The sequence below is a fragment of the Synechococcus sp. LA31 genome, from assembly GCF_018502385.1.
GTDB lineage: Bacteria > Cyanobacteriota > Cyanobacteriia > PCC-6307 > Cyanobiaceae > Vulcanococcus.
Genome location: NZ_CP075523.1, coordinates 1,984,913 through 1,999,665, shown reverse-complemented (window position 1 = coordinate 1,999,665; position 14,753 = coordinate 1,984,913). Strand labels below are relative to the sequence as shown.

The window sequence follows — 14,753 nt, the reverse complement described above, 5'->3', positions numbered from 1 at the left end:
TAGGACAACTCTCGTGGGCGGCTATGGCTGCCCATTTTTTATGCCCGCCTACAGATTCGTCTCTACCGAGCCCTGGGCCTCCAGTACCGAGTAATGGGTGGCAATGGAGTCTGAGATGACCGCCTGCAGCGCCGGTCTCATTCCCTCCCGCTCGTAGTAGTCCTGAATCGCCGTCACACGAGCCAGGTCCTGCTCTGAGAGGCGAACACGAATAAGCTCCCCACGTTGGTCTCGGTCCCCCATAGCCTGATCGGTAACACCCTTGTTGTAACGCAACCACTCTGACTGAGTTGGCTGAAAAAATGGACTTTGACGCACTAGTACGTAGACATTTGCGTGGGTTAGCTCCAGCCGCTCAGGCGGTGGTAAGCAGCGAGGGATTCAGCCTGGCGTTGCCCTGTTGCCTGTTAACCGAAGACGACGTGGTGTGTACGAGCCTGGTCGGCTTACGCGGTCACTTGCCCTGCTCTGTGGCCCTAGCCAGCCCGGCTATCGAGCGATTTCTGGCATTGAAGGAGGAGGTTGGCTTTGACTCCGCTTTCGCTGAATGCAGCAGCGACAACGAAGACGGCAGGGAGTTCTGCCAGGCATGGGACGAGAGCCAAGCAGACCTAGCGAAGGGTGTCCTTGTGACCCTGAACGACCTGGTAGCCATGGTGGAACAGGCCAGGGAGGGTTGGAAGCGGAGCCCCCGGCAACTACTGGTGGTAGCGGTCGAAGACTCCGGTGTTCACAGCGGCTTAGTACCGACTGACTTGATTAGCCGCTAGGCGACTGGCTCAGTCTGCTCAGGGGCGACGTCAACGGTCAGGGCTTCCAGGTGCCGGTCATGGTCTGAACGACCCAGGTCGGGGAGCTTGACGGTGCGAGTGTCCTGAACAAGTGGCATGGCCTCGAGAGCCTCAACAACCAGTGCGTTGAGAGCTACCGAGACCTTGAGCACACAGAGGTCTGCAGCAAACGCCCAGTCGCTGTGCAACTTGGCGGCGTTGTAGTCCCGGCAGCGAGCAGCGTCCAGGGCCTTCTGCTCCAGCTCACACACGTACGCCTTGAGGGCGGTGGCGGTGACCTTGCGGGCCGCGTTGAGGGTGGCCAGGTCAAGAGAAGAGGAAAGGGGAGGAGTCATCAGAGGTGACTTCGGGGGGGAACAGGGAGGGTTGACCTCCCTGAGTTCATTCAAACGGTGAGGCCGAGTTGATGTAAAGGAGCTTGGTCTAATCCAGTTCCCAAAGCTGTAAGCCAAGGCCGGCCATGGCACAGCACCGGCGAAGACAACTGGAAGCAGCGGTTTCAACGGGAGGAGCGTGGCTGGCTGACTTGAGCGGCTCAGACGACACGTTCTCGTAAAGCAGCGGGCCGTCGGCGGTGGGAATGCTGAGGCGGCCGGTGACAGTTACCCAGTCCCCGACCTGGGCCACCGACTTGAGTTCCCAGGAGTACCCCGGTGCCCGGTGCTGAAGACAGCGGACGAGGGTGCTCCAGGGGACGTAGGTCAGCTCCTTTACCCCCTGGCGGCGGGTCTTGAAGTGACGAGGGTCTATGGGTCGCTGCAGGGCCTCGAGAACGTCGGAGCGGGAAGCCAGTGGAGAGTCCACGGTCATACCTGCTTCTCCATGTTCAGAGCCGCCTGCAAGCCTTCCTCGGCCTCAGCCAGCGTGTGAGCGGTGAAGAGCCCCTGGCCGTCTCGATAAGCGACAAACCAGCAGTTGACTGGGCAGTATTCGAGCGTGAAGTCGGTGCCGGGAATGAGCCAGCTATGGGTTCCGACACGGTGCAGAAGAACGTCCACGACGGGTCAGAAGTAGGTGGCCGCGTCGTAGACCTCCCAAACACAAGAGGCCGCCCCGAAGGAGCGAACAATCTCGATGTCGAGGCCCAGTTCTTGGCACAGGCCCAGAGCAACGTCGCGGGCACGGTCCAGGTCGGTGAAGGTCTCGGCGGCCAGCTCGGCGCGAATCAGCAGGTCGTGGCTCGTCGGGGCCTGAAGGGTGAAGCAGTCGGTCATTAGAGGTGCCTCAAGGGGCATCAAAGGAATGAAGGTAAGGGGTGCCGTTGAAGGCACCCGCAGGGTGCTCAGAAGGGGATTTCGCCGTGCAGACGAGCACCGCGAGAAGACGAGCGGCGGTACTCCGGGCGGTTCTCAATCGTCGAAGCGGCCCAGCTGCGGAAGGAAGACAGCTCCTCCTGCGGAATCAAGCTTTCGTCACCGGTGCTCAGGGCGTCGCGCCAGCGGTCCAGGTCCTCACGGCTCTCGGGGTGGCCAGGACCGATAACAACCTGCTCCTCAACCGGATAAACCCGAACAGCACGGAGGAAGTAAGAGCGAGTGCCGGTCTCCTCGACAAGCCTGCGACGGTCATCAAACGCCTCAGAGGCGGTGGCGTACTGACCCATGACCTTGTAGCCGTTGTCGCCCTTGAGCAGAACCACGTACTCAAAGGGACCTTGGATGCCGTTCTCGGCAATCCAGTCCATGGACCAGTAGCGGGCTTCCTTGAGAGAAGAGCAGAAGCCGGGGGAGATGTAACGGGGCATCTGGGTGCCTGGTTGACTACACCTGAAGGCTGCGTCAGGCGCCGAGTTGATGTAAAGGAGCGGGTAAGTATTCAGTGGACAAACTGACTGTAAACCGTATGGCTGGATGGATAAAAGGACGGCAGGGCGAGGAGTTGAGCGAGGTGCTGCGAAACAGCACGGAGCCAGACGGACGCAACAACGGCCGCAGTGACGTTGATGACGCCGGCACCGCTCACGCCTTCATTGCCGCGAAGGAAAAAGCTCTGTACGGCGAGCACCGAGAAGGGCCACCGGCTCGGCAGAAGAAGAAGAAGAAGGCCCGCTGCACCGACGGCAAGGCCGCTGAAGGACTCTGCGTGAAGCGTGGCGTGCGTGTGGCTCACCACCTGGACAAGGACACCAGCGAGCAGCTGAGCTACATGGCCTACACCTTGAGGACGCTGCCGCAGCGAATCCATGAGGCGATTGAAGCGGGCCGTGAGCTGGGCGTCATTCCGCAGGAGGGCGAGGCATGACGGACCTATTGACTCTGCCCAAGCTCACCCTGCTGCCGCGGAAGACCCAGACGACCCACGTGGTGAAGCTGGACAAGAACCTCGGCCGGGTGGTTCATGAACGGGTGCAGCAGGAGCACCCTGGCCTGCGGGTGAGCAAGCGGTGGGCATTGGAGTACGCCCTGTTGCAGTGGCTTGGGACTGAGGAAGCAGAGCCGCCCTCATTGCCACCGACGTGGCAGGTGGTGGTCCATGACGACTGAAGACCGGATTGAAGCTGCGGTGGAGCTGGCCCTGGCGACCTTGGCCCAGGTGGCAGCGACGGGAAGCAACGACGAGAAGGTGAAGGCGTCGGTCGCCCTGCTCCAGGGGGCTCAGGTCGCGTGGGAAGGAGCGAGGAAGGCGGCGGTCACGAGTCGGGTGCTGCCGCTACTGGAGGCCGTGGGAAAGAACCTGGCCGGACAGCTGAGTGAGAGCGACCCCTACGCCCCCGTTTACGGCCTGGAACCTTGCCAGCAGGCGTCCCTCGTTATGGCCCTGGCGAAGGAGGTGAGGTGAGTGGCCGGGTACTGGAGCGAGGGTCGCTTTGTCGCCGGCAGCACGGTGCGAACGGCTGGTGTTGGCGGGGTGAGTGGGCTGGAACTGGAAGTCGCGGCGGCGGTAGCCCGTGCCCGGGAGAACGGCGGTGCCATCAGTGAGCTGAAGCGACTACTGGGGGAGCACCCGGTACTGAAGAGGGAAGCCGCTGAGGAGGAAGAGCACCTGTTGAGTCCGCTGGCTCGGCTCTACGCAGCCGAACAGCTGAGGTAAGAGCGGTTTACGGAGAAGCAATACGCCTATCCTTTTCTATATCGGAGACTCAATGTCTGCTCTTAAAGAACAGTCTGCGGCTCTCAGCAAGAGCCATGTCGCCAACTTCGGCAAGGTCATCCAGTTGCGGCGAGAGAACCTAGACCTGATTGACTACGCCCACCGGTTTTACAGAGGGCAATGGGCTGAGTTAATGGACTGCGTTCACTGTGTCAGCGATGAGCACCTCGATACTCAGAGCAACCGTGCTCGTATCCGTGAACTGGTGGCTGAGCAGGAGCGAATCATCTCAGGACTGAAGGCCCTGGTGGCCTGAGCGAAGCAAAAACATCCCGTTGAGCGGGTTACATCGATGAACACAGATAGAATTGAAGAGCTAAAGGAAGACCCAGTAGCTCTTAGGGCCATGGCGCTGGGTCTTCTGTTTGATTGGCTGGGCAGCGAAAGCTTTGAGAATCCAACGACAACTCAAGCAATGCTGGCTTGCCCAGAACTCGCACGGTTCAGAAGCGAGGACTGGCTAGACCGAGAGCTCATTGAGTTATGGCAGCTGCTGACAAAGTGGCTAACGCAAGCTGGGCTCCTCCGGTACAAGACAGATGACCGCCCTGGGCGCAGACGCAGTAAGGAGTACAGCCGCGAAGAGTGGTTGCGGGCTAACAGAGTCGTAAACGGCTACTGGGTTGGACTGCATGAAGAGAGCACCCTGAAGCGGTATCGCACGATTTTGGGTGAGTACAAGACCTGCCCAGAGACGAAGGTTTACGTCGTCACCGGAGCTGTCTTTGAGCTGTTCGAGGAGTGCTACGGACTGCCGACTGAGTGCAATGCAACCGAGTTCGCACGCGCGAATAACCTGCCCAGTGCTCTGGTCAAGGCTTGGGTCAAGGAGCTACTGACCGAGGGCAGGCTGGTTGAGAAGAAGGTGCGAGGTAAGAGGTTGCTGCGTCAGCCCACGGAGGAGCAATGAAGCGAGAAGCGAGTACGCGGCGAGAGAAGAAGCCGCTCAAGCTGAACGTGAGTCAGCAGACCCTGGATAATATGGTGGCGGTAAAACAGCGAGAAGGTCACGAAGGACTGAGCCAGACCCTGGATTACCTGCTGGAGTGCGACAGGGGGCGTTTTTTGGAAGATAGGGGCGAACTGCCCCTTCTGAATACCTATTGATGAAGAGGCATGAGCATGCTCATCCATCATCAATGTTCAGAAGAAAGAGAACGGGAAAGCACGAGCCGCCCCTTTGCCGCTGAAAACGCCCCCTGCGACGGCTACGAGCTGTACGGGTCGCTTAAGGACGGCGGCCCCCAAAGCCTTGAGGTCAACGGCAGCACCTACACCCTGCAGTTCGAAGGCCCGAAGACTGACGTGCAGAGCTGGCTGCGGGTGACTGACGAGCACGGGGACAGCATTCGCCTGGCTCCTGGCTGGAGCAGCGAAGCCTGTTGGAATGCCCTGATAACGGTCGAGCAAGGACGCTGGACCACCCCCGTTGGCCCCTGGCAGGGCTGTGCGGGCTTTGGAGCCGCCTGAGGGGCTCCCTGGCCCCCTTGAGCCGAGCCCCACGTGGCTCTCGACCCTTTGGGTGCGCTCAGTCCAGGGTTTGCGCGACTCCCGCACCCAGCCGGCTGAGCGGGCGCCCTTGAGAGGCGATTGACCGTGGCCTTTCAGGGCAAAGTGGTCAACTTTCGGTCAACCCGCCGCGCCTGAGGGGCTCAGAGCCCTTGCGGCAACAGCGCGTAGCGCTGGGTTTCCTAAACCGTAGGTCGTGGGTTCGAGTCCCGCCAGCCCCGTAGCCCGGATTCTTCAGTCGGTATCCAGCACTACGGGTAGTGGGATGGCGGATCAGGCCGCTGCCGCTAGCGTGGTTTCAGTCGCCACCACCCCATGGCACAGCTGCATGATCTCCGGCTGAGGCTGTTGGTGCAACAGGAAAGCGAGCAGATTGTTGAAAACCTGCCCGATGGGCTCGATCTCTCGGTGATTCAGGCCCGTTGCTTGTGCTGGCTGGCCCTCTTGGCGGAGGCCCATGAAGACAGCGCCAATGAAGCGGTGGCTGATGGGGATACCGATCAGGCCATGGCCTGGTTTGCCGATTCGATGCGGCTCCGCGATGTGATTCAGGTGGTGAGTTCGATCGAGATTCCCATTCCTGGTGCCAGCGACGACGATCGACAGGCTGCTTGATGTCAAGATGGGAAGCGAAATGCCAAGGGGACTGCGGTGCCGGAAGAGCCCTGCCAATGCCCTGACTGCCAGCGCTTCTACCGGGAGCACGACCGTCTCATTCGGGAGAACCCCACCCTGCGCCAGCAACAGGAGCTCAGCTGGGCTGCGCTGCAATCCTTCCGCACCCTGGCCGGCCGTGCGCTCGAAGAGCTCCAGAAAACCCACGGCGATGCTGAGTCTTCCTTGACTCCCGCTGCTGCCTCAGGCCCAGCCGACACGGGCGAGACCGACGCGATGCAGCAGGCCATCGCTGATCTCGAGAACATCAATGCTCACCTGTTCTCGATCGAGGCGCTGATGGAGCGCATCTTTGATGTGCGTGTTCCCGAGCCGGTGGAGCAGAAATTCCGCGAACTGGCCGGCGAGCTGGCGCCTGATCCGCTCAACGCTGACCGCTTGCGGCTCAACCGTCTGCTGCACCAGACCCCTGATCTGCCCGGTTGATCAGCCGCCCGATCATCCCTTCCTCATCGGCGTCCACCTGCAGCCATCGCACGGAACCCAGCCAAGCAAAGCTTGGCTGCAGGTCACCCAACAGCTTGGGGTCGTTGGCGCCGATGCCACCGGTGAGCGCAATCTGATCCACGCCCCCCAGGCTGGCGGCCATCGCGCCCAGCTCCTGCCGCAGCCGGTGCAGGAATACCGCTAGGGCCAGTTGCGCGCCGGTGTGGCCCTCGGCAGCGGCCTTGCGCAGCTCGCGCCAGTCGCTGCTCAGCTCGGAGAGCCCGACAAGGCCGCTGCGCTGGTTCAACCCCTGATCCAGTTGCTCCAGGCTGATCCCCTGCCGTTGCAGGTGCAGCAGCAACCCTGGGTCCACGCTGCCGCTGCGGCTGGCCATCACTAAACCCTCCAGAGGGGTGAAGCCCATGGTGGTGTCAACGCTGCGGCCATCCCGGATCGCCGCCAGGGAGCAGCCGCCCCCCAGGTGGGCGCTGATCAGGCGCGGACACGGGGCGGATTCGGCAACGTGCTGGTGGTTAAGCCCGTGGAAGCCATAGCGGCGCCGCCCCCCCTGCCGCCAGGCCGCTGGCAGCGCGTAGGTGTAAGCCTCCGGCGGCAGGCTGGCATGAAAGGCCGTATCGAAGCAGGCCCATTGCTTTAAGCCAGGCTGCCGCTGCTGGAGCCATTGGATGGCTTCCAGGGCCGGCGGGTTGTGCAGCGGCGCTAGGGCTGACACTCCCTCCAACTCCTTCAGCACCGCCGGGTTGATTCGGGTTGGAGCTGTGAAGCGCACACCCCCGTGCACCACCCGGTGGCCGGCAGCTGTGAGCTGCGGCCACCACGGCTCTAGCTGGGGTGCCAACCACTGATCGAGCTGTTCGCCCAGGGGCCCATGGCGTTGGGCCCCGGCTTGCCAGAGGCGCTTTGTGGGGGCAGCTCCAGCCGCCAGCACGGCGGCCTTGAGGCTGGAGCTGCCCACATTCAGCACCAGCAACATGGTGCGTTAGTCGTCGAGGTTGCAGGTGATGGAGACCGGGAAGCTCTCGGCCTGCCAGATCCGCTCGGCGTACTCCCGGATCGAGCGATCGGAGGAGAAGAAGCCGGTGCGGGCGCTGTTCAGCAGCGACATGCGGTTCCAGGCGTTGCGATCCGCCCAGACCTCGCTGACCTGCTGCTGCACTTGCATGTAATCGGCGAAATCAGCCAGCACGAAGAAGGGATCGCGGCCGGTGAGGTTTTCCAGCAGCGGCCGGAACAGATCACCGTCGCCATTGCTGAAGTGCCCCTGCTCCACCAGCCGCAACACTTCAGCGAGCTCCGGTTGCTGGGCGATCAGCTCCCAGGGGCGGTAGCCCTGGTTGTGCAGGTCGGCCACTTCGGTTTCGGTCATGCCGAACAGGAAGAAGTTGTCGGCGCCCACCTGCTCGCGAATCTCCACGTTGGCGCCATCGAGGGTGCCGATGGTGAGGGCCCCGTTCATGGCGAATTTCATGTTGCCGGTGCCGGAAGCCTCGAGCCCTGCGGTGGAGATCTGCTCAGAGAGATCGGAGGCTGGATACACCCGCTCACCCAGCTTCACGTTGTAGTCCGGCAGGAACACCACCCGCAGGCGGCCATCCATATCCGGATCGGCATTCACCGTTTCGGCGATGCCATTGAGGAAGCGGATGATCAGCTTGGCCATGTAATAGCCGGGCGCTGCTTTGCCACCGAAGATCACGGTGCGCGGTGCCATGCCCTCGGCTTGGCCGTTTTTGATGCGCAGGTAGTGGGCGATCACCTGCAGGGCATTGAGGTGTTGGCGCTTGTATTCATGGATGCGCTTCACCTGCACATCAAACAGCGAGGCCGGATCCACCAGCAGACCGCTCTGGCGATGGATGTAGTTGGCCAGGTTGCGCTTGCTGGCCAGCTTGGTTTGCTGCCAGCGCTCCAGGAAAGCAGCGTCGTCGACGTAGCGCTCCAGCTGGCGCAGCTGATCGAGGTCGGCCACCCAGCCTTCGCCGATGCTTTCGGCCAGCAGCTGGCGTAGGGCCGGGTTGGCCAGAGCCATCCAGCGCCGTGGCGTCACGCCATTGGTCACATTGGTGAATTTCTCCGGCCAGAGGGCCGCGAATTCCGGCAGCAGCTTGGAGCGCACCAGCTCGCTGTGCAGCGCCGCCACGCCGTTCACATGGTGGGCCGCCACCGTGGCCAGGTTGGCCATGCGCACAGCTTTGCTGCCCTCCTCATCGATGATCGACAGCTTGCGCAGCAGTGCTTCATTGCCCGGGTACTTCAGGCGCACCATCTGCAGGAAGCGGCGGTTGATCTCGTAGATCAGCTCCAGATGGCGCGGCAGGAGCGAACCGAAGAGGGGCAGACCCCATTTCTCCAGGGCTTCCGGCAGCAGGGTGTGGTTGGTGTAAGCCAGCGAGCGGCAGGTGATATCCCAGGCCTGATCCCACCCCAGGTGCTTGTCGTCGATCAGCAGCCGCATCAGTTCGGCCACGGCGATCGCCGGGTGGGTGTCGTTGAGTTGCACCGCCCAGTGATCCGGGAACTCCTGCACTGGGATGCCGCGCTGCTCGAGGCTGCGCAGCATGTCTTGCAGGGAGCAGCTCACGAAGAAGTGCTGCTGCTTCAGGCGCAGGCGGCGCCCCTCATCGGTGCCGTCGTTGGGGTACAGCACCTTGGAGAGGGTTTCGCTGCCCACCTTCTCTTCCACGGCGCCGTAGTAGTCGCCGATGTTGAAGGCGTAGAAGTCGAAGCTTTCGCTGGCATCAGCGCGCCAGAGGCGCAGCCGATCGCAGGTGTTCACTCGGTAGCCGAGCACAGGCACATCGTGGGGCACACCGATGGCGTGTTCCTCCGGGATCCAGCGCACGCGGTAGTGGCCACGCTCATCGCGATAGCTCTCGGTGCGGCCGCCGAAGCCCACGAAGCAGGCCTGATCCGGGTGGGGGATTTCCCAAGGCCAGCCGCCCTTGAGCCATTTGTCGGTGATCTCCACCTGCCAACCGTCGCGGATCAGCTGATCGAAGATTCCGAACTCATAGCGGATGCCGTAGCCGGTGGCGGGGATCTCCAGGCTGGCCAGCGATTCCATGAAGCAGGCCGCGAGGCGGCCCAGGCCACCATTGCCGAGGCCGGGCTCCTCTTCCACTTCGAGGATTTCATCGAGCCGCTCGATGCCGAAGCGGCGCAGGGCTTCCTCGGCCGCATCTTGAATGCCGAGCATCAGCAGGTTGTTGCCCAGCTGGGGGCCGATCAGAAACTCGGCCGAGAGGTAGGCCACCACACGGGTGGGAGTGGCATTGATCGCCTCGATACCCGCCAGATAGCGGGTCATCAGCCGATCGCGCACGGCGTGGCTCAGGGCTAGATAAAGGTCGTGGCGGCTGGCGGTGGGGGCCAGTTTGCCCAAGGTGTAGAAGAGGTGTTCGGCCATGCCATCGAACACATCATTGGCTTCAAGGCCGCTGCGATCCGGGTCGGCGTAGCAACCGGGGGTGGGCAGTTGCAGATGGCGGGGCTGGGACTCATTCATCATTTGGCCTCACTGTTGTCTGCGGATGTCCACTGCCAGTCGGTGATGGCTGGTGCGTCCATGCCGTGCTCATGGGCGTAGGCGCGGTTGGCCAGAATCGCTTCTTTCATCTGCTCCTTCACGTGAGCGGCTCGTGACCCTAACCCTGGAACTCGGTCGATCACATCAATCACCAAATTGAAGCGGTCGATCTGGTTGTTCATGGCCAGTTCCAGCGGGGTGTTGATGTTGCCCTTCTCCTTGTAGCCGCGCACATGGAAATTGGCGTGGTTGGTGCGGCGGTAGGTGAGGCGGTGAATCAGCCAGGGATAGCCGTGGAAGTTGAAGATCACCGGTTTGTCTGTGGTGAACAAGCTGTCGAAATCACGGCCGCTCAGGCCGTGGGGGTGTTCGCTGGGTTCGGTGAGGGCAAACAGCTTCACCACATTGAGCACCCGGATCTTGAGGCTGGGGATTTCCCGGCGCAGGATCTGCACAGCGGCAAGGGTTTCCTTGCTGGGAATGTCACCGGCGCAGGCCATCACCACATCCGGTTCATCCGGTTCGTGGCCCCAGTGATCGTTGCTGGCCCAGCTCCAGAGGCCAATGCCTTTGGCCACGTGGGCTCGGGCTTGCTCAAGGCTGAGGTATTGCAGATGTTTCTGCTTGTCACTCACGATGATGTTGCACACGTTGGTTTCCACCAACGCCTGCTCTGCCACGGCCAACAGGCAGTTGGCATCCGCGGGTAAATACACGCGCACCACCTCGCCGCTCTTGTTGCCGGCTAGATCGATAAAGCCGGGGTCCTGATGGGTGAAGCCGTTGTGGTCCTGCCGCCACACCGTTGAGGAGATCAGGCACGTCCAGGGGCCGATCGGTGCGCGCCAGGGGGCGTGGTGCAGACAGCTCTCGAGCCACTTGGCGTGCTGGTTAAACATCGAAGCGATCACATGGGCAAACGCCTCGTAGGTGTGGAAAAAGCCGTAGCGGCCTGTGAGTAGGTAACCCTCCATCATTCCCACTAGCGTGTGCTCGCTGAGCATCTCCACCACACGGCCGCTGCGGGAGAGCTCGCTGCCGTTGAGATCCTCCGGCAGGAAATCCTCCATCCACACCTTTTTGCTCTGCTCGTAGATCGCCTGCAAACGATTGGAGGCGGTTTCATCCGGACCGAACACCCGCAGCGAATCGGGGTTAAGGCTGATGGCGTCGCGCAGCAGTTCGCCGAGCACCGCCGTGTTTTCGTGTTGCACGCTGCCTGGTCGCGGCACCGTCACCGCGTAGTTGGCTATGGCTGGCAGTTGCAGCTTGTGGCGCAGTAGACCGCCGTTGGCATGGGGATTGGATCCCATGCGGCGCTTGCCCTGGGGCGCGAGGGCCTGCAGGTGGGGCTGGAGGGTGCCGTTCTCATCGAACAGTTCCCAGGGCCGGTAGCTCTTCAGCCAGCTCTCCAATTGCTGCAGCTGGGCGGTGTCGTGCTTCGGGTTCGGTAAGGGCACCTGGTGGGCCCGCCAGAACCCTTCCAGCTTCTTGTCGCCCAAGGCCGCGGGGCCCGTCCAGCCCTTGGGGGAGCGCAGCACGATCATCGGCCAATGGGGCCGCTGGGCCTCGCCGCTGCGGCGGGCTTCCGCCTGGATCGCCCGGATGCGGCCTGTGGCTTCCTCCATCGCGGCGGCCATGGCCTGGTGCATGGCCTTTGGCTCGCTGCCTTCTACAAACAGGGGCTCCCAGCCATAGCCGCGCATCAGGCTGGCCAGCTCCTCGTGAGGAATGCGGGCTAGCAGGGTGGGATTGGCGATCTTGTAGCCGTTGAGATGCAGCACGGGCAGCACGGCCCCGTCGCTGATTGGGTTTAAAAACTTGTTGATGTGCCAGCTGGTGGCCAGGGGGCCCGTTTCGGCCTCGCCATCACCCACGCAGGCCAGGGCGATCAGGCTCGGGTTGTCGAACACCGCGCCGCAGGCGTGGGAGAGCACGTAGCCCAGCTCGCCCCCCTCATGGATGGAGCCCGGGGTTTCTGGTGTGCAGTGGCTACCGATGTGGCCCGGGAAGGAAAACTGTTTGAAGAAGCGGCGCATGCCCGCTTCATCCTGCGACTTATCCGGATAGATCTCGGAGTAGGAGCCATCGAGGTAGGTGGGGCCCAGCACCCCAGGCGCCCCATGGCCCGGCCCCGAGAGGTAGATCATGTCGAGCTCACGCTCGCGGATCAGCCGGTTGGCATGGGCCCAGATGAAGGCTTGGCCAGGGCTCGAGCCCCAATGACCCAGCAGGCGGTTCTTGATGTGCTCGGGCCGCAGGGGTTCGCTCAGCAGGGGGTTGTCCTGCAGATAGATCATTCCCACCGCCAGGTAGTTGGCGGCGCGCCACCAGGCATCGATCTGATCCAGCTGTTCACCCGATAGCGGTGCAACTGCGTTGGCTTGGCTCAGGGTCATGGCGCCGACGCCTTTCAGGCTCTTGGCGGAACGTAGCCGTTGTCACAGGGCATGGCCCGCCGAGGCGAGACTCTCGTGCGCAATTGCCCACGTGTTTGATGCCCGAGATCGGTGCACACCAGCTCGAGGTGGCTGAAACCCTGCTTGGGGTAGGCCGCTTCCTGGTGATTTTTGTGGCCGCCCGCCTGTTGGCGGAGCTGCTGGTGCGTTGGCAACTGCCCACGATCCTGGGCGAGCTGATCGCCGGCGTGATCATCGGGGCGAGTGGCTTGCATCTGATCGTGCCGCCGGAAACGCAGGCGGCGGTGAGTTCCGGGGTGCTGCAGCTGGTGGGGTCGCTAGCGGATGTGCCGCCGGATGTGGTGTCGCATCTCTATGCCGAAACCTTCCCGTCGCTCGAAACCGTTGCCACGCTCGGTTTGTTTGCGTTGCTGTTTCTCACGGGCCTCGAGAGCGATCTCGATGAGCTGGTGGCGGTGGGCACCCAGGCCACCACAGTGGCGGTGGCCGGTGTGGTGCTGCCCTTCGCGCTCGGCACCGCCGGCTTGATGATCATCTTCCACGTGGATGTGATTCCGGCCGTGTTTGCCGGTGCCTCGATGACGGCCACCAGCATTGGCATCACCGCCAGCGTGTTCGGCGAGCTGAAGATGCTGCGCTCGCGTGAGGGCCAGATCGTGATCGGCGCCGCCGTGCTCGACGACATCCTTGGCATCGTGATCCTGGCGGTGGTGGTGAGCATCGCCGGTGGCGGCAGCCTGGAGATCGGCCCGATCCTCAAGCTGGTGGCGGCAGCAGTGGTGTTTGTGGTGGCGGCCATCGGCCTCAGCCGCACGGCAGCTCCCGGGTTCGACTGGCTGATTGATCGGCTCAAGGCCCCGGGTGATGTGGTGGTGGCCTCCTTTGTGGTGCTCACCCTCTGCTGCTTTGCGGCCACCGCTATCGGATTGGAGGCGGCGCTGGGTGCCTTCGCAGCTGGTCTGATCCTGAGCAAGTCGAACCACAGCCATGCGATCGAATCGGCGGTGAAGCCAGTGGTGGCCTTGTTCGCCACGATCTTCTTCGTGTTGATCGGCACGGGCATGGATCTCTCGGTGCTCAACCCGCTCGATCCGGCCAACCGCCCTGGCCTCGTGGTGGCGGCCTTCCTCTTGGTGGTGGCGATCGCCGGCAAGGTGGTGGCCGGCTGGTGCTTTGTTTCCAAACAGCCCACCCAGCGTTTGGTGGTAGGGCTGGGGATGATGCCCCGCGGTGAAGTGGGCCTGATCTTCCTGGGCCTTGGCACCCAGGCCAAGTTGCTCAGCCCGGCGCTCGAGGCCGCCATTCTGTTGATGGTGATCGGCACCACCTTCCTGGCGCCGGTGCTGCTCAGACTGGTGTTGGCTGGTAAGAGCGATGGACCCGACCTCGACCCCCTCGCCGAAATCCCCACTTGAGGGTTGGCAGTTCAGCTGGGCCGGCTGGCTCGACAACCGCCACGGTGAGTGGTGGCTGTTGGCTCAGATGACCCTGATCGCCGCCCACCTGTTGCCGCCCTGGCCGTCGCCGGGCAGCTGGGGTTTTGCTTGGCCACTGCCCGTCGCCCTGGCTGGGGTGGTGTTGTTCCTGCTGGGCTTGGTGCTGGCTGCCCAGGCCTTCTGGCGGCTTGGCGCGAATCTCACGCCCCTGCCCGATCCCAAGCCCGGCGCGCAGCTGGTGACCAGCGGTGCTTACGGCCGCTGCCGCCATCCGATGTATCAGGCGGTGCTGCTCTGCTCGCTTGGGGTGGTGTTGGCGCTGGGCAGCCTGCTTCACCTGGCGCTGTTGCTGGGGCTCTGTGCTGTGCTCGGTGGGAAGGCACGGCGCGAGGAGCGCTTCTTGCTCCAAGTGCACCCTCGCTACAAGGCCTATCAGGCCTCCACGCCGGCGATCGTTCCCGGTTTGCCCTGGCTGGATTGGCGGGCGTCAAGCGTTTAGTCGTTGCGGCTGGCGGCCAGGCCCCAGAACAGGCCATTGAGCGCGGCCACCAGGCCGAGGCTGGTGCCCCAGCCAGGCCCCAGGGCCCAACCCAGCACCAGGTTGATCACCACGCCGGCGCCGAGGGCCAGCAGCAGGCTGCTCACCACCAGGGCCACCAGCTGGCTGCCTTCATCCAGCGGCCCTTCGGCGAGGGCCTCCTCGAGGCGGGAGAGCGGTGCGCTCAGCGGCAGATACAGCGCCAGGGCCCAGAGGGCGCTGCCCGGCAGTAACAGCGCCCAGCTCTCGGGAATCCAGTCGGGCACGAGGGCAGGGGGCGTGGTTGATCTCCCTAGCATCAACCACCCAGCCTTCAGTTGC

At 63.0% G+C, this 14,753-nt stretch carries 22 protein-coding genes; 13 read left to right on the top strand and 9 right to left on the bottom strand.

From position 1 onward, the window contains the following. Positions 1 to 362: 362 nt before the first annotated feature. Positions 363 to 770: a hypothetical protein gene (locus tag KJJ24_RS10925; protein ID WP_214338691.1), complete on the top strand. Its 408-nt coding sequence runs from the start codon at positions 363 to 365 to the stop codon at positions 768 to 770. Here the strand turns inward: KJJ24_RS10925 and KJJ24_RS10920 are convergent. From KJJ24_RS10920 to KJJ24_RS10900, 5 genes are all read right to left on the bottom strand, one after another. Next, positions 767 to 1,126: a hypothetical protein gene (locus KJJ24_RS10920; RefSeq protein WP_214338690.1), complete on the bottom strand. Its 360-nt coding sequence runs from the start codon at positions 1,124 to 1,126 to the stop codon at positions 767 to 769. The two genes, KJJ24_RS10925 and KJJ24_RS10920, sit on opposite strands and share 4 nt — an antisense overlap. Before the next feature lie 88 nt (positions 1,127 to 1,214). Then, positions 1,215 to 1,601 carry a hypothetical protein gene (locus KJJ24_RS10915; protein ID WP_214338689.1) on the bottom strand — a complete coding sequence of 129 codons (387 nt, stop codon included), beginning with the start codon at positions 1,599 to 1,601 and terminating at the stop codon, positions 1,215 to 1,217. Beyond that, positions 1,598 to 1,789 (bottom strand): hypothetical protein, encoded by a 192-nt coding sequence (locus KJJ24_RS10910; protein ID WP_214338688.1) that lies wholly within the window; start codon positions 1,787 to 1,789, stop codon positions 1,598 to 1,600. The genes KJJ24_RS10915 and KJJ24_RS10910 overlap by 4 nt, the downstream gene beginning before the upstream one ends. A gap of 6 nt (positions 1,790 to 1,795) precedes the next feature. Then, on the bottom strand, positions 1,796 to 2,005 hold the full coding sequence (locus tag KJJ24_RS10905; protein WP_214338686.1) for a hypothetical protein: 210 nt from the start codon (positions 2,003 to 2,005) through the stop codon (positions 1,796 to 1,798). A 68-nt stretch (positions 2,006 to 2,073) separates the two neighbouring features. Beyond that, entirely contained in the window at positions 2,074 to 2,535 is a 462-nt protein-coding gene (locus KJJ24_RS10900; protein WP_214338684.1) for a hypothetical protein, read from the bottom strand. Positions 2,536 to 2,678: 143 nt separating this feature from the next. Between KJJ24_RS10900 and KJJ24_RS10895 the strand changes: the two genes are divergently transcribed. From KJJ24_RS10895 to KJJ24_RS10855, 10 genes are all read left to right on the top strand, one after another. Further along, positions 2,679 to 3,032, top strand: a complete 354-nt coding sequence (locus KJJ24_RS10895; protein ID WP_214338682.1) for a hypothetical protein — start codon at positions 2,679 to 2,681, stop codon at positions 3,030 to 3,032. Next, the gene (locus KJJ24_RS10890) at positions 3,029 to 3,274 is read left to right on the top strand and encodes a hypothetical protein (protein WP_214338681.1); all 246 of its coding nucleotides are present in this window, start codon (positions 3,029 to 3,031) and stop codon (positions 3,272 to 3,274) included. Before KJJ24_RS10895 ends, KJJ24_RS10890 begins: the two co-directional genes overlap by 4 nt. Continuing rightward, a complete protein-coding gene (locus KJJ24_RS10885; RefSeq protein ID WP_214338679.1) occupies positions 3,264 to 3,569 on the top strand; it encodes a hypothetical protein in 306 nt (101 codons plus the stop codon). The genes KJJ24_RS10890 and KJJ24_RS10885 overlap by 11 nt, the downstream gene beginning before the upstream one ends. Further along, positions 3,570 to 3,821: a hypothetical protein gene (locus KJJ24_RS10880; RefSeq protein ID WP_214338677.1), complete on the top strand. Its 252-nt coding sequence runs from the start codon at positions 3,570 to 3,572 to the stop codon at positions 3,819 to 3,821. A gap of 193 nt (positions 3,822 to 4,014) precedes the next feature. Beyond that, complete coding sequence (locus tag KJJ24_RS15045) at positions 4,015 to 4,137, top strand: hypothetical protein (protein WP_256437216.1); 123 nt, start codon at positions 4,015 to 4,017, stop codon at positions 4,135 to 4,137. Between the two features lie 36 nt (positions 4,138 to 4,173). Continuing rightward, entirely contained in the window at positions 4,174 to 4,791 is a 618-nt protein-coding gene (locus KJJ24_RS10875) for a hypothetical protein (RefSeq protein WP_214338675.1), read from the top strand. Beyond that, positions 4,788 to 4,988, top strand: coding sequence for a hypothetical protein (locus tag KJJ24_RS10870; protein ID WP_214338673.1), 201 nt, complete (start codon positions 4,788 to 4,790; stop codon positions 4,986 to 4,988). Before KJJ24_RS10875 ends, KJJ24_RS10870 begins: the two co-directional genes overlap by 4 nt. Positions 4,989 to 4,997: 9 nt before the next feature. Then, a complete protein-coding gene (locus tag KJJ24_RS10865; RefSeq protein WP_214338671.1) occupies positions 4,998 to 5,351 on the top strand; it encodes a hypothetical protein in 354 nt (117 codons plus the stop codon). A 354-nt stretch (positions 5,352 to 5,705) separates the two neighbouring features. Beyond that, a complete protein-coding gene (locus KJJ24_RS10860) occupies positions 5,706 to 6,005 on the top strand; it encodes a hypothetical protein (RefSeq protein WP_214338669.1) in 300 nt (99 codons plus the stop codon). A 36-nt stretch (positions 6,006 to 6,041) separates the two neighbouring features. Then, positions 6,042 to 6,491: a hypothetical protein gene (locus KJJ24_RS10855; protein WP_214338668.1), complete on the top strand. Its 450-nt coding sequence runs from the start codon at positions 6,042 to 6,044 to the stop codon at positions 6,489 to 6,491. Here the strand turns inward: KJJ24_RS10855 and KJJ24_RS10850 are convergent. Genes KJJ24_RS10850 through KJJ24_RS10840 form a run of 3 tightly spaced genes read right to left on the bottom strand, consistent with a single transcriptional unit; the run spans position 6,451 to position 12,437 of the window. Continuing rightward, entirely contained in the window at positions 6,451 to 7,485 is a 1,035-nt protein-coding gene (locus KJJ24_RS10850; protein WP_214338666.1) for an acetate/propionate family kinase, read from the bottom strand. The two genes, KJJ24_RS10855 and KJJ24_RS10850, sit on opposite strands and share 41 nt — an antisense overlap. 6 nt (positions 7,486 to 7,491) lie before the next feature. Continuing rightward, positions 7,492 to 10,017: a glycogen/starch/alpha-glucan phosphorylase gene (locus KJJ24_RS10845; RefSeq protein ID WP_214338664.1), complete on the bottom strand. Its 2,526-nt coding sequence runs from the start codon at positions 10,015 to 10,017 to the stop codon at positions 7,492 to 7,494. Next, positions 10,017 to 12,437, bottom strand: coding sequence for a phosphoketolase (locus KJJ24_RS10840; RefSeq protein ID WP_214338661.1), 2,421 nt, complete (start codon positions 12,435 to 12,437; stop codon positions 10,017 to 10,019). The genes KJJ24_RS10845 and KJJ24_RS10840 overlap by 1 nt, the downstream gene beginning before the upstream one ends. Before the next feature lie 98 nt (positions 12,438 to 12,535). Here KJJ24_RS10840 and KJJ24_RS10835 point away from each other — a divergent pair, with 98 nt between their 5' ends. Then, positions 12,536 to 13,873, top strand: a complete 1,338-nt coding sequence (locus KJJ24_RS10835) for a cation:proton antiporter (protein ID WP_214338659.1) — start codon at positions 12,536 to 12,538, stop codon at positions 13,871 to 13,873. Next, complete coding sequence (locus tag KJJ24_RS10830) at positions 13,833 to 14,393, top strand: isoprenylcysteine carboxylmethyltransferase family protein (RefSeq protein WP_214338657.1); 561 nt, start codon at positions 13,833 to 13,835, stop codon at positions 14,391 to 14,393. Before KJJ24_RS10835 ends, KJJ24_RS10830 begins: the two co-directional genes overlap by 41 nt. Here KJJ24_RS10830 and KJJ24_RS10825 read toward each other — a convergent pair. Continuing rightward, a complete protein-coding gene (locus KJJ24_RS10825) occupies positions 14,390 to 14,698 on the bottom strand; it encodes a hypothetical protein (RefSeq protein WP_214338655.1) in 309 nt (102 codons plus the stop codon). The genes KJJ24_RS10830 and KJJ24_RS10825 overlap by 4 nt on opposite strands. Positions 14,699 to 14,753: the final 55 nt, after the last annotated feature.